At 34.1% G+C, this 14,112-nt stretch carries 12 protein-coding genes; 7 read left to right on the top strand and 5 right to left on the bottom strand.

Annotated elements, in window-relative coordinates; translation table 11 throughout:
- Nucleotides 1-46: 46 nt before the first annotated feature.
- Nucleotides 47-595: a fatty acid efflux pump transcriptional regulator FarR gene (gene farR, locus IDG65_RS05670; protein ID WP_000665233.1), complete on the bottom strand. Its 549-nt coding sequence runs from the start codon at nucleotides 593-595 to the stop codon at nucleotides 47-49.
- 144 nt (nucleotides 596-739) lie between these two features.
- Between farR and farE the strand changes: the two genes are divergently transcribed.
- From farE to IDG65_RS05650, 4 genes are all read left to right on the top strand, one after another.
- A complete protein-coding gene (gene farE / locus IDG65_RS05665; protein ID WP_001051433.1) occupies nucleotides 740-3,229 on the top strand; it encodes a fatty acid efflux MMPL transporter FarE in 2,490 nt (829 codons plus the stop codon).
- Between the two features lie 215 nt (nucleotides 3,230-3,444).
- The gene (locus IDG65_RS05660; protein WP_000932073.1) at nucleotides 3,445-3,672 is read left to right on the top strand and encodes a FeoA family protein; all 228 of its coding nucleotides are present in this window, start codon (nucleotides 3,445-3,447) and stop codon (nucleotides 3,670-3,672) included.
- 11 nt (nucleotides 3,673-3,683) lie between these two features.
- On the top strand, nucleotides 3,684-5,678 hold the full coding sequence (feoB, locus tag IDG65_RS05655; protein ID WP_052997670.1) for a ferrous iron transport protein B: 1,995 nt from the start codon (nucleotides 3,684-3,686) through the stop codon (nucleotides 5,676-5,678).
- A 12-nt stretch (nucleotides 5,679-5,690) separates the two neighbouring features.
- Nucleotides 5,691-5,861 carry a FeoB-associated Cys-rich membrane protein gene (locus IDG65_RS05650; RefSeq protein WP_000111116.1) on the top strand — a complete coding sequence of 57 codons (171 nt, stop codon included), beginning with the start codon at nucleotides 5,691-5,693 and terminating at the stop codon, nucleotides 5,859-5,861.
- 66 nt (nucleotides 5,862-5,927) lie between these two features.
- Here the strand turns inward: IDG65_RS05650 and clpL are convergent, their stop codons facing one another.
- Nucleotides 5,928-8,036 (bottom strand): ATP-dependent Clp protease ATP-binding subunit ClpL, encoded by a 2,109-nt coding sequence (clpL, locus tag IDG65_RS05645; protein WP_001063342.1) that lies wholly within the window; start codon nucleotides 8,034-8,036, stop codon nucleotides 5,928-5,930.
- Between the two features lie 362 nt (nucleotides 8,037-8,398).
- Here clpL and IDG65_RS05640 point away from each other — a divergent pair, with 362 nt between their 5' ends.
- The gene (locus IDG65_RS05640; RefSeq protein ID WP_000262592.1) at nucleotides 8,399-8,920 is read left to right on the top strand and encodes a methylated-DNA--[protein]-cysteine S-methyltransferase; all 522 of its coding nucleotides are present in this window, start codon (nucleotides 8,399-8,401) and stop codon (nucleotides 8,918-8,920) included.
- Nucleotides 8,921-9,090: 170 nt separating this feature from the next.
- Here the strand turns inward: IDG65_RS05640 and IDG65_RS05635 are convergent, their stop codons facing one another.
- Complete coding sequence (locus IDG65_RS05635) at nucleotides 9,091-10,257, bottom strand: hydroxymethylglutaryl-CoA synthase (protein ID WP_000151986.1); 1,167 nt, start codon at nucleotides 10,255-10,257, stop codon at nucleotides 9,091-9,093.
- Nucleotides 10,258-10,510: 253 nt separating this feature from the next.
- Between IDG65_RS05635 and IDG65_RS05630 the strand changes: the two genes are divergently transcribed.
- Nucleotides 10,511-11,788, top strand: a complete 1,278-nt coding sequence (locus IDG65_RS05630; protein WP_001180327.1) for a hydroxymethylglutaryl-CoA reductase, degradative — start codon at nucleotides 10,511-10,513, stop codon at nucleotides 11,786-11,788.
- Nucleotides 11,789-11,926: 138 nt separating this feature from the next.
- Here IDG65_RS05630 and IDG65_RS05625 read toward each other — a convergent pair whose 3' ends face one another.
- Both IDG65_RS05625 and IDG65_RS05620 read right to left on the bottom strand, forming a co-directional pair.
- Entirely contained in the window at nucleotides 11,927-12,358 is a 432-nt protein-coding gene (locus IDG65_RS05625; RefSeq protein WP_000455858.1) for a CHAP domain-containing protein, read from the bottom strand.
- Between the two features lie 388 nt (nucleotides 12,359-12,746).
- Nucleotides 12,747-12,965 (bottom strand): sterile alpha motif-like domain-containing protein, encoded by a 219-nt coding sequence (locus tag IDG65_RS05620; protein WP_000011687.1) that lies wholly within the window; start codon nucleotides 12,963-12,965, stop codon nucleotides 12,747-12,749.
- Nucleotides 12,966-13,131: 166 nt separating this feature from the next.
- On the opposite strand from IDG65_RS05620, the gene cidR reads away from it, so the two are divergent.
- The gene (gene cidR, locus IDG65_RS05615) at nucleotides 13,132-14,010 is read left to right on the top strand and encodes a cidABC operon transcriptional activator CidR (RefSeq protein ID WP_000351761.1); all 879 of its coding nucleotides are present in this window, start codon (nucleotides 13,132-13,134) and stop codon (nucleotides 14,008-14,010) included.
- Nucleotides 14,011-14,112 lie beyond the last annotated feature (102 nt).

Below are 14,112 nucleotides of genomic sequence, written 5' to 3'. Positions count from 1 at the left end.
TCGTTTTTATTATGAATGCTGGTGACGCTTATGAGCCTCTCATCTACTATTTAATCTTAATATTTATTATCTTATGGAAAATTTTATCAATTTCTTCACCAGGCCAGTCAATTTTTTCATCTTTTATCCAATGCATAAAACCTTCAATCAACGAGTCATAAATATAAAATATGAGATTATCTGGGATGTGGCTGTCAATATCGATACGGTCTCTATTATTTTTGATATCGTTATGCATAATTTTAATGCAGACATTTTTTAATACTTTATTAAATTCAGCGTCTTCTTCTTGAAATTCTGCAATATCTCGCAAATCTTCTTTATTGTTAATTGTATCGCTAATCGTTTGAAATGGGTGGTTAAGACGATCGCTAATGTCTCTGGCGAAATAGTCTTTAGTCAATTGATTAAATAAATATTCAAGAAGATCATATTTATCATAAAAATGTTTATAAAATGTTGTGCGGTGTACGAGTGCGTTGTCGCAAATTTGATTGACAGTAATCGTTTGGAATAATTGCTGTTCTAACAATTGCAGCAAGCTACTTGACAATGCTTTTTTTGTCTTTATAACTCGTAAATCAGTCTCTTTCATCTACATTTCTCCTTTGTGTGTAGTTTAATATACAAAATTTTCCAATTGATTCTTTAAGAGGTCGGGGATAGATACTATAATCAAACAATAATCTACACTGTATAGTTAAACTATAACGTTGATTTTAAAAGGAGGCAATATACTTTGGCAAAATTTTTATATAAGATGGGGACATTCATCGCAAAACATAAATGGTCCGCGGTCATTGCATGGATAGTGATTGTAGCTGCAATATTGATACCACTTGCTACAAATGCACCGAAATTTGACAATGATATTAAAATGACAGGATTAGAGTCGTTAGATACGAATAAAAAGATTGAAAAACATTTTAATCAAGATAGTGAAAAGGCACAAATACGTGTTGTCTTTAAGACGACTAAAGATGATGGTATTGTGCAACCGAACATTACTAAAGATATTAAGAAAACGTTAGATGATATTAAAAAAGATGACAAGCACATTGATAAAATATCAGATCCTTATGAAAATAAGCAAATTAGTAAAGATAAAACAACAGCATTTGCAGATATCACATATGACGTTAGTCAAACATCTTTAAAAGATGGCTCTAGAGATAATGTTAAAAGTCATTTGAAAGACTTACGTGACAATCATAATGTACAAACAGAGTTAACTGGTACAGGAATGACATCTACAGAAGTAGGCGGTAATTCTGAACTAGTTGGTATCATTGTTGCATTTGTAGTGTTATTGATTACATTTGGTTCAGTCATTGCTGCAGGATTACCAATTATAAGTGCATTGATTGGTTTAGCATCTGGGGTTGGCATTATCAGCTTGTTAACTTATGCATTTGATATACCAAATGTCACACTGACATTAGCGGTAATGATTGGGCTCGCTGTTGGTATCGATTATGCATTATTTATTTTGTTTAGATATCGACAAGTAATGAAAACTGAAACAGACTATGTTAAAGGTATCGGACTTGCAGTGGGAACAGCAGGTAGCGCAGTCATCTTCGCTGGTGTGACAGTTGTGATTGCAGTATGTGGTTTATCATTAGTAGGTATTGACTTCTTAGCGGTAATGGGATTTGCTTCGGCAATTAGTGTTGTTTTTGCAGTACTTAGCGCTTTAACTTTATTACCTGCATTAATAAGCATTTTCCATAAACGCATTAAAGTGAATAAATTACAGTCTAAATTCAAAAAAGATATTGATACGCCATGGTCTAAATTTATTACAGGAAATGCACTTGCGGCAGTATTACTAGGTTTAATCATATTAGTAGCAGCTGCAATACCAGTTAGTCATATGCGACTTGGTATTCCAGATGACGGTGTTAAACCAGCAGATTCTACACAGAAAAAAGCTTACGATATTATCTCGGATAAATTTGGTGAAGGATTTAATGGCCAAATTCCGATGTTGATAAATGTGAAAGATAAAAAGGATGATCCACAAGGATTACAACAAGATTTACAATCTGTGTATAAAGATATTAAAGATAAGAAAAATGTAGATATCGTTACGCCGCCACAAATGAGTAAAGATAATGATTATGCTCTGATGGTCGTGATACCTAAGCAAGGGCCTAATGCAGAGAGCACAAATGATTTAGTGCATGATTTACGAGATTATCATAGAGATGCACAAGATAAATATGGGTTCAAAACGGAGATTTCGGGACAAAGTGTCATTAATATCGATATGTCTAAAAAGTTAAATGAGGCGATACCTTTATTTGCAACAGTCATTGTTGTATTGGCATTTTTCTTATTAATGATTGTCTTCCGTTCAATTCTAATACCGTTAAAAGCAGTTTTAGGATTTGTCTTGTCATTAATGGCAACGCTAGGATTTACAACATTAGTAATGCAAGATGGTTTTATGAAAGGATTATTCGGCATAGAAACGACAGGACCAATTCTAGCCTTCTTGCCGGTTATTACAATTGGTATACTATTCGGCTTAGCAATGGATTACGAAGTCTTCCTTATGTCGCGAATTCATGAAGAATATAGTAAAACAGGGGATAATGATTATTCTATCAAAGTAGGATTGAAAGAAAGTGGTCCTGTTATTGTAGCAGCTGCATTAATCATGTTTAGTGTCTTCTTTGCGTTTGTATTCCAAGAAGATGTCATGATTAAATCAATGGGTATGGCATTAGCGTTTGGTGTACTCTTTGATGCCTTCGTAGTCAGAATGATGTTAATTCCTGCATTAACTAAATTGTTTGGAAAAGGTTCGTGGTATTTACCAGCATGGTTGAATCGCATTATTCCACGAGTTGATATTGAAGGACATGCACTTGAAAAATATAAAACGGTTGAATCACAGGAATCTGAAGCTAAAGATAGTAAGGAAACATACGACACAACCTTTAAAGTATATCCACAAGGTGCAACAAATGTATCGAAATATCAAGATGTACATGGGCAAGATGATGCACATTCAATAGTACTAGATGATAAAACGATGGCATTGTACCAAGAAGTGAAACAGCAATCAGCAAGTTCATTGTTCTTATATGATGCTTTAATTGATTATCAAAACAAGCATCAACTAAATTCAAAACAACAAGTAACGAACATAGAACAGTTGAATAAAAATATTGAAAAGCTCAATCAATTGTTAGAAAAAAACTTAAGAAATAAATCATAAAATAACATGTACATGCCTCCGCTTTAAATGTCTATCAATGATATTTGAAGTGGAGGTTTTTTGCATGTAAGAGATTATATAAAACATTTTTGTAATGTCACAAATTTTATATGAAAAATGAAAATTATTTAAATAAAGTATTGCGAGCTACAATTTTAAGGGTTATGATTTTTAAGTGATAATGATTATTATTTCTAATAGGAGAGCGAAATAGTATGTTAAACATTAAAAATGGTGAAATGAATAAGGCTTATAAAATAAAGCGAATGGATATTGCTAATGAGAATATGTTGTATCGTCTAAGTGCCTTTGGGTTAACAGATGACGCTATCATAACGATTAAACAAAAATGTTTATTTAAAGGGCCATGTATTATTGAAGTAAACGGACAACAGTTAAGTATTAGACATTGCGATGCTTGTTCTATTGCATTAGAAGAATAGGAGCCGGACGAATGGAAAATTATTGTATTTTAGGAAATCCTAATGTTGGTAAAACATCTTTGTTTAACGCTTTAACTGGTTCGTATGAATATATAGGCAACTGGAGTGGCGTAACGGTAGAGAAAAAAGTAGGAAAGCTTAAAGAAAATGTAGGACAATTAATTGATTTACCAGGTACATATGATTTATCGCCGATTTCTAAAGATGAAACTGTAGTGACAGACTATTTATTAAACGATTCATTTTCAGGAATCATTAACATTGTTGATGCGAGTCAACTAAAAAGAAATATGCAATTAACAGTACAATTGTTAGAACTTAATCAACCAATATACATCGGATTAAATATGATTGATGTAGCAACAAAGCGCGGGATAAAAATCGATTATCATAAATTGATGAAAAAGTTAAAAACACCTATTTTTCCAGTTGTGGCACGTACAGGCAAAGGAACTAAACATTTACTTGGCGAAATAAAGCATCTAGGGGAAGGGTATCAACCGCATTTTAAAATCAATTATGGTGAGAAGATTGAAGAGACAATTAAAAATATGTGTCAAATAATAATGACAGAGACATCTCATGATAAATATCAAGCTAGATTTATTGCGATTCAATTCTTATTAAATAACATGCAAATTGCAAACGAACTTAATTCAGAGGTTGTAAATAAATTGTCGAGTTTACGTGATCAAGTTGCTAAACAAGTAGAAGCTGTATCTGTTCGTCGAGAGATGGAGCGTATACGCAATCATTATATTGAGACGTTATTGCAAGACGTGGTAACGTATCCAGATGAAGATAAGCAATATTTCAGCTCTAGAATAGACAAGATATTAACACATAAATATATAGGGATGCCTATCTTTCTAGCGATTATGTGGTTGATCTTTCAAACTACATTTACATGGATTGGCACACCTTTGTCGGATCAACTCGATGCATTTATAGGTGGTACATTTACGGATAGTGTGAAGACGATTATGAATTATCTTGGCGTTATACCATTTTTACAAGATTTAATTACAGATGGCATTATTGCTGGTGTAGGATCAGTATTAGTCTTTGTACCACAAATTGTTGTGCTCTTTTTCTTTATATCTTTATTAGAAGATTCAGGTTATATGGCACGTATTGCGGTTTTAATGGATCGTATTATGGAATCGTTCGGTTTAAGCGGGAAGTCTTTTATACCGATGATTATCGGATTTGGTTGTAACGTACCGAGTATTATGGCTGCGCGCAGTATTGAAAATGAAAAAGAGCGTTTAACAACGATATTAATTGCACCATTCATGTCATGCTCTGCTAGACTGCCAGTGTATGCGTTGTTCGTAGGTATCTTTTTCAAAGAGAATCAATCTTTAGTAGTATTAAGCTTGTATGTTTTAGGTATTATTATGGCATTTTTAGTCAGTACAGTACTTACTAAAACGGTTTTGAAAAATGATAATGCAATCTTTATTGTGGAATTGCCAACATACCGTGTGCCTTCCATTAAAACGTTGTGGCGTAGTACTTGGGAAAAGGCTAAGGGCTTTGTTCGTAAAGCAGGTACATTTATTTTTGGCGGCTCAGTAGTCATTTGGCTATTAAGTTATGTAGGACCACATGGTATCAATGTGAATATCAATCAAAGTTTTTTACATATGGTTGGTAGCTTCTTTGGTATGTTAGTGCAACCGCTCGGATTTGGAACACGGCAAGCAGGTGCTACGTTAGTGCCAGGATTTTTAGCAAAAGAAGTTATCGTAAGTTCGATGGCGATTATCTATTCATCAGGTGATGCAGGCCTTGTTAATGTGATTCAAAATCAATTCACACCGCTATCTGCGTATGCATTTATGATATTTATACTATTGTATATTCCTTGTGTTTCTACAGTGGCAGCAATCCGTAAAGAGACTTATTCATGGAAATGGACGGCACTTGCAGTTGCCTATCCTCTAGTCACTGCATATGTCTTAACATTCATTTTTTATCAAGTCGGACATTTATTTGTTTAAGGAGTGGTTAAAGTGTCAGTCATTATTAACATTTTAATTTTTTTAGCAATTTTCGGATATGCCTTGTATACGTTAGTTAAATTTTTCAAACGTTCGAAACAAGGAAAATGTGGTACATGTGACATTGATCGTGATTGTTGTGGAACAGAACAGCACACAGCGAATCATTTTCCTGGGAAATAATTTAAAAAATGAGCACAGGTGAGGGCGTCCTGATGCTCATTTTTTGATACGCAATATGTTAAAGTATCATGATTTACCTTTGACGACTAATTCATTGTCCTCGATATCTAAATCCACATGTTTAACGTCAGTATGATCTAAATAGTAATCTGTAATTTTGTCACGTACTTGCTGTTCAACAATACGTCTTAATGGGCGTGCGCCTAAGTCTTCATCATAACCTTCTTCAATTAACCAATCTTTTGCATCTTGAGAGACATTCATCGTAATACCTTTTTTATCTAATGTTACTTGGACATCGTCTAATAATAAGTTGACGATATCTTGTAATGCATCTTTATCTAAATGTAAGAATTCAACGATACCGTTGAAGCGGTTAAGGAATTCAGGGCGGAAGAATTTTTTCATTTCATGCATAATGTCATCGTATTCTTGGTCTGTACCGTTACCAAAGCCAGCATTTGATGTACAAATAATAATTGTATTTTTAAAGTTGATGACATTACCTTGACCATCAGTCAAATTACCATCATCCATTACTTGTAATAACAATGTTAAAATTTGTGGATTTGCTTTTTCGATTTCATCAAATAGAATGACTGAATATGGATTACGGCGTACTTTTTCAGTTAACGTATTTGAATTGTCATCATAACCGACATAACCAGCAGTTGTACCAATCATTTTTGAAACAGCTGTTGTGTCACTATATTCACTCATATCAAGTCGAATCAGTGCATCTTTATTACCAAATAGATCAATTGCTAATTGTTTAGCAAGCTCTGTTTTACCAACACCAGTAGGGCCAACAAATAGGAAACTGCCAATTGGACGGTTGCCGTCATCAAACCCAGCACGATTACGGCGAATTGCACGAGAAACCATTTCTACAGCTTGATCTTGACCTATGATTTTACTTCTTAAACGATTAGAAATATTTTTTAAACGTTCAATATCGTTATCATCCATTTGAGAAACTGGAATACCAGTTAATCGTTGAATAGTATCTGAAATATCATGAACAGTAGCAACGGCAGTATGTTCACCATTACTATTTTCTAATTTATCTTGTAATGATTTGATTTCATTTTGAATGTCGTCAGCTTTTTTATATTCTTCAGCACTTACCGCTTTACGCTTATCATGTTCCAATTCAGAAATACGTTTTTCAGTCGCGACTTTATCAATAGCAGGGCTTTGTGCAGATAAATGTGCTGCTGTAATATCTAACACATCGATTGCTTTATCTGGTAATAATCGTTGTGGAATATATTGAATTGATAAGTCAACACATGCTTTTAATACGTCATCTGGTAATTTTACTTGATGGTGTTCTTCGAATTTTTCGCGAATACCTTTTAAAATTTCAACAGTATCTTTAGCACTTGGTTCATTAACAAGTACTTCATTAAATCTGCGCGTTAATGCAGCATCTTTAAGAATATTGTTTCGATATTCATCTTGAGTCGTTGCACCTATAATTGAAATTTCACCACGACTTAATGCTGGTTTTAAAATATCAGATAACCCTTTACTACCGGAATCACTTCCAGTTGCACCGGAACCGATGATTTGGTGAATTTCGTCAAAGAAGAGCACAGCATTTTGTGATGATTTAACGCCTTCAACTAACTTTTGGATGTTTTCTTCAAAGGCGCCACGATATTGCGTTCCAGCTTCAAGCGATGAAATATCTATAGATATAATTTCTTTATCTTTGATTGCTGCAGGTACGTTCCCTTCAACGATTGCTTGCGCTAAACCTTCGACAATCGCAGTTTTACCAACCCCAGCTTCTCCGACTAGGATAGGATTGTTTTTAGTGCGTCTACTTAAGACTTCTGCAGTCTCTTGGATTTCTTTATCACGACCGATGACTGGATCTAATAATCCGTCACGAGCCTCTTGCGTAAGATTGCGACCAATTTGTTCTAAATAATTGCCATTGCCACCTTGTTGACCTTGTTGTCTTAGTGCTGCTTGTTGAAAAGCTTGCGCACTTTGTTCGGCAGAATGATTACCACCCTGTTGCGTAAATTGTGCTAATTCTTCCGGTGAAACTTCTTTACCATTAATATAGTATTTCTTGTTACTAGTCTGATTTGAGCTTTGCATGTCTTGCATCATTCTTCGTAAAATAGAATCGAAGTCACTATTGAAAAAATTGTTATTCATAAACATCACCTCTAAATTTTTAAACTAATAAGTAAAAGAAAATACATTGAAACTATATGCAAACTATAAACAATGGCAATTCTATTTTTCCACCATTGTAGTTTTAAAAACGGCGCATTGTAGGCACTTTATGAACTTTTTGTGTAATTTTTGAAGTAAGTAAGAATTTAAAAGTAAATATTAATCAATGGTTAAGAAATGTATGTGTTGATACATAGTTAATTAAGAAATGGTATATTGTGTTGGAAGTCTGTGTGAATTTTGATTTGGAAGTGAATAGTTGATCTTGATAAAGCATAAAGTGTTAATCATTTTCATAAAGTTAAATGAATAGTATGATGATGCAAAAGGAGTGTGTGTTTATGGTATATAAGAGTTACTATGATTCTCCTGTTGGACGATTGGAACTTTTGAGTGATGGGGTAAGTCTGACCGCTGTTTTGTTTGAAAATCAACAAGGTGATGGTAATAGGGAAGAAAATACGTCTTTAGCGATATTTAAAGAGGCGACACAGTGGTTAGACGCGTATTTTAAAGGTGACAATCCTGAAATCACAATACCTTTAAAGCCAACAGGTAGTGATTTTCAACAGTGTGTTTGGAATGAATTAAGACAGATTCCTTATGGGACGTTAACAACGTATGGTGCTATTGCCAAAAAAGTAGGCAAGGTGCTTGATAAGCCAAAAATGTCAGCTCAAGCGGTTGGAGGTGCAGTCGGAAGTAATCCATTATCAATTATCGTGCCATGTCATCGTGTTGTCGGTAAAACGGGTAGCTTAACAGGATTCGGTGGAACGATTAATAATAAAATTAAGCTGTTAGAGTTGGAGAATATCGATATGTCAAAGCTTTATGTACCAAAACATAGCACGAAGCCGTAACGTATAAAGGATCCAGGCATTAGGAAAACTTTAATAATATGTCAAATAGGCATAATGAATTCATTCAAGACGAAGCATTATAAATAGAAAACAGCAGTAAGACGATTTCAATTAGAAGTGGTCTTACTGCTGTTTTTAGGTTATATTTAAATGTCTTTCAAATACACAGATTACTCTGGTCTGTGATATTCGCGAACGTTATTTTCAATATTTGATAAGTAGAAAATATGGCGATCTTCATGAACAGCATCTTGTTCTTCGTCAAAGTCTACGTCATCAAAACGTTTGAAGAATGTTTCATATGCATCAACAGATACTTCAGTACGGTTATTTAATAATGCTTTGTGAGCAGCCTGATCTAAATGATCTTTGTAGCCTTCAACTAATGTCGCACTATAGAATTCACCAACTGAACCTGAGCCATAACTGAATAAACCGATTGTTTCACCAGCTTGTAAATCACGATTTTCAAGTAATGAAATTAGGCTTAAATATAGTGATCCAGTATAAATGTTACCGACATAACGGTTATAATCTACAGCATCTTCATATCCTGAACGTAAACGCTCTTGAGTTGTTTCATCAGCGTTATCAATGATTGACTCTAATGCCTTTTTACCCATTTTTGTAAATGGAACATGGAAGCATAGAGATGCGAAGTCAGCTAGCGACTTACCTTGACGTTTTGCGTATTCATTCCAGCTTTGTTGGAATGAGCGGATATAAGCATCTTTAGATAATGCACCATCAACTAATGGATATTTATGTCCAGTTGGACGCCAGAAATCATAAACGTCTTCAGTGTAAGCAACAGCATCTTGATTTAATGCCAAAATGCTTGGATTATGTGCAATAACCATCGCAACTGCGCCAGCACCTTGTGTTGGCTCGCCGCCTGAATTCAATCCATAACGTGCTGTATCTGTAGCAATAACTAATACTTTTTCATTCGGTCTAGTTGCTAAATAATCTTTAGCTAATTGAATTGCTGGTGTTGCAGCATAACAAGCTTCTTTCATTTCAAAGCAACGTGCAAAAGGTTGAATACCTAATAAGTTGTGAATTTGAACAGCGGCTGCTTTAGCAGCATCAACTGCTGATTCAGTTGCCACAATTACCATACCAATTTTCTTTTTGTCTTCGTCTGTTATAATGTCCTTAGCAGCATTAGCGCCCATTGAAACGATGTCTTGGTTTACAGGACTAACAGCCATTTCAGTTTGACCAATACCAATTAAAAATTTGTTTGGATCTACTTGGCGTGCTTCTGCTAATTTAGCCATGTCTACATAGTACTTTGGAACGTAAAAGTTTATTTTATCGATACCTATTGTCATAAGGTTTTACATCCTTTCAAATTTATAAAAGCAACACTTGTATCATATCAGAATATGCTAATTTTATACAAAGAAATATACTAAATTTAAAAATGATTTGTCGTTTCTTGTAAGCGTTTTAATTTACCTTGTTTTATTTTAAAGTCAAAACGACAATTATTCAATTGAATTTTAAGACGAATGACGTTATTTTGTGGTAAAAATAGTAGTGATTGAAATGTTAAAAATTATGTGAAGTAAAAGGAGTACGTCCATGCAAAATTTAGATAAGAATTTTCGACATTTATCTCGTAAAGAAAAGTTACAACAATTGGTTGATAAGCAATGGTTATCAGAAGAACAATTCGACATTTTACTGAATCATCCATTAATCGATGAAGAAGTAGCCAATAGTTTAATTGAAAATGTCATCGCGCAAGGTGCATTACCCGTTGGATTATTACCGAATATCATTGTGGACGATAAGGCATATGTTGTACCTATGATGGTGGAAGAGCCTTCAGTTGTCGCTGCAGCTAGTTATGGTGCAAAGCTAGTGAATCAGACTGGCGGATTTAAAACGGTATCTTCTGAACGTATTATGATAGGTCAAATCGTCTTTGATGGCGTTGACGATACTGAAAAATTATCAGCAGACATTAAAGCTTTAGAAAAGCAAATTCATAAAATTGCGGATGAGGCATATCCTTCTATTAAAGCGCGTGGTGGTGGTTACCAACGTATAGCGATTGATACATTTCCTGAGCAACAGTTACTATCTTTAAAAGTATTTGTTGATACGAAAGATGCTATGGGCGCTAATATGCTTAATACGATTTTAGAGGCCATAACTGCATTTTTAAAAAATGAATTTCCGCAAAGCGATATTTTAATGAGTATTTTATCCAATCATGCAACAGCGTCCGTTGTTAAAGTTCAAGGCGAAATTGATGTTAAAGATTTAGCAAGGGGCGAGAGAACTGGGGAAGAGGTTGCCAAACGAATGGAACGTGCTTCTGTATTGGCACAAGTTGATATTCATCGTGCTGCAACACATAATAAAGGTGTTATGAATGGCATACATGCTGTTGTTTTAGCAACAGGAAATGATACGCGTGGTGCAGAAGCAAGTGCGCATGCATATGCGAGTCGTGACGGACAGTATCGTGGTATTGCTACATGGCGTTACGATCAAGATCGTCAACGATTGATTGGTACAATTGAAGTACCAATGACATTAGCAATTGTTGGGGGTGGTACGAAAGTATTACCAATAGCTAAAGCTTCATTAGAGCTACTAAATGTAGAGTCAGCACAAGAATTAGGTCATGTAGTTGCTGCCGTTGGTTTAGCGCAAAACTTTGCAGCATGTCGCGCGCTTGTGTCAGAAGGTATTCAACAAGGTCATATGAGTTTACAATATAAATCATTAGCTATCGTTGTAGGAGCAAAAGGTGATGAAATTGCTAAAGTAGCTGAAGCATTGAAGCAAGAACCCCGTGCAAATACACAAGCAGCGGAACGTATTTTACAAGAAATTAGACAACAATAGTAAATTGCGAATAGCGATTTTAAAGAAAAGTTTAAGTCAGTCCATCGTAGCGCTTAAATAAATTAATATGAACAAAAAATAAAAACTTCTATCACACGCATACAGGAAATTGAAGCGTTCGTGATAGAAGTTTTTTGATTAGTAAATATAGTTAAAGTTACGTGCTGCCTTTTTGCTTAGTACACGTGTATTGTATTTTAATGGGCGATAAAAGTTGTATTCTGAAACTTTAATACTACCGTTTTTATATACTTGTTCAACAACTGCGACATGTCCATAATATCCTGCAGTTGATTGCATTACAGCAAATTTTCTTGGTGTACGACCAGTCGCATATTTTGATTTACGTGCATTGTTATACCAATTTTTGGCATTACCCCATTTGTTAGAGACAGGTTTGCCAACTTGTGCGCGACGTTTAAATGCCCACCATGTACATTGGTTTTTACTATAATAATTAACTGCGGCATGCGATTGATGCGTTTGTTCGACGGATTGATAAGTGAAATCTGCTGAGAAAAGTACTGCAAAAGCAATTAATAAACGAATTAGTATCTTTTTATATTCCATTTTTATCTCCCAAGTTAATTTTTTTCTTTATTCAACGTTATTTATGATAACAAAATTTTTTTAGAAAACAATGCAAGCAATCAACAATAAAAGTAACTGTAATGAAGTTGTCATATAAAGTGTTGAATTGTAATAAAAATGGATTTTTTCATAAAATGTAGAAATTAATGTATTTAACAATTAATTGTCATAGTGATACAAGGATGTCAGAATTGATTAACAGCGGATATTAGTGGGAAAATATAAATGATTTAAAAGAAAAGGTACGTGGTTTTATAACTGAAAGAAAATAGCAATCACAACATACTAAATGTAGCGATAACATTAAAAATAGCGCCCTGCAATCAGAGCGCTAACATGAGATGATGTGACTCCATGTATTCATGTATCATTGTACATTTGTGAATTGGTTGAAAACTGATAGTGCCCGTTTAATTACAGGTACTGAGATGCTTTCAGGACATGGATTTGTTCGAAAATATGACAATATTTCACTATGGCTCTTCACTTCTCTAGGGAAATTGCTATCTTGATTAATCCAATCAACCAATTCACCTAATGGTGTGTCATCACCAAGAAAACTTTGCATAAATTCGTAAAAGCTCAATACCTCACCTCGAATAACAAACTTGAGCCATTAATATAATACCATAAAAGAATGTGTATTTTACATGAAACTTTTTATAAAGCAATTTTATAAATCTAAATTTATTGAATGTTTAAGAAGTTGTGTATAATGAAATAAACGTGTTGAAATAGTTAGGATGATGTTAGTGGATATCAAACATATGAAATATTTTATTGAAGTCGTTAAGCAAGGGGGCATGACTAATGCTTCCAAATCATTATATATTGCACAACCTACAATTAGTAAAGCAATTAAAGATATTGAAAATGAAATGGGCACGCCCTTATTTGATAGAAGTAAAAGACATTTAATTCTTACCGATGCAGGTCAAATTTTTTATGAGAAAAGTAAAGAAATTGTTGCACTGTATGATTATTTACCATCTGAAATGGAACGCTTGAATGGACTGGAAACAGGGCATATAAACATGGGTATGTCGGCAGTCATGAATATGAAGATTCTTATCAATATTCTTGGTGCATTCCATCAACAATATCCAAATGTTACATATAATTTAATAGAAAATGGCGGCAAAACGATTGAACAGCAAATTATCAATGATGAAGTAGATATAGGCGTGACCACTTTGCCAGTCGATCATCATATTTTCGATTATACTACCCTAGATAAGGAAGATTTGCGACTTATCGTGAGCAGAGAGCATCGACTCGCAAAATATGAAACTGTTAAACTCGAAGATTTAGCAGGTGAAGACTTCATTTTATTTAATAAAGACTTTTACTTGAATGATAAAATTATTGAAAATGCTAAAAACGTTGGCTTTGTTCCGAATACTGTAGCGCAAATTTCACAATGGCATGTTATAGAAGATTTAGTTACGAATGAATTAGGTATTAGTATTTTACCAACATCAATTTCAGAGCAACTAAATGGAGATGTGAAGCTGCTACGCATTGAAGATGCTCATGTACATTGGGAATTAGGTGTTGTTTGGAAGAAGGATAAACAATTAAGTCATGCCACAACGAAATGGATAGAATTTTTGAAAGACCGTTTAGGCTAACATATTAATAAAGCACTCATTATTTAAGGCGCATCATTACGTGGGTCATTGAAATAATGAGTGTTTTTTTGTGAAAATGAAGTGAAATTTAGAGAGCGTTTC

It is taken from the genome of Staphylococcus sp. EG-SA-17, from assembly GCF_017151845.1.
Taxonomy (GTDB): Bacteria; Bacillota; Bacilli; order Staphylococcales; family Staphylococcaceae; genus Staphylococcus; species Staphylococcus aureus.
This window is presented reverse-complemented; position numbering and strand designations above follow the sequence as displayed.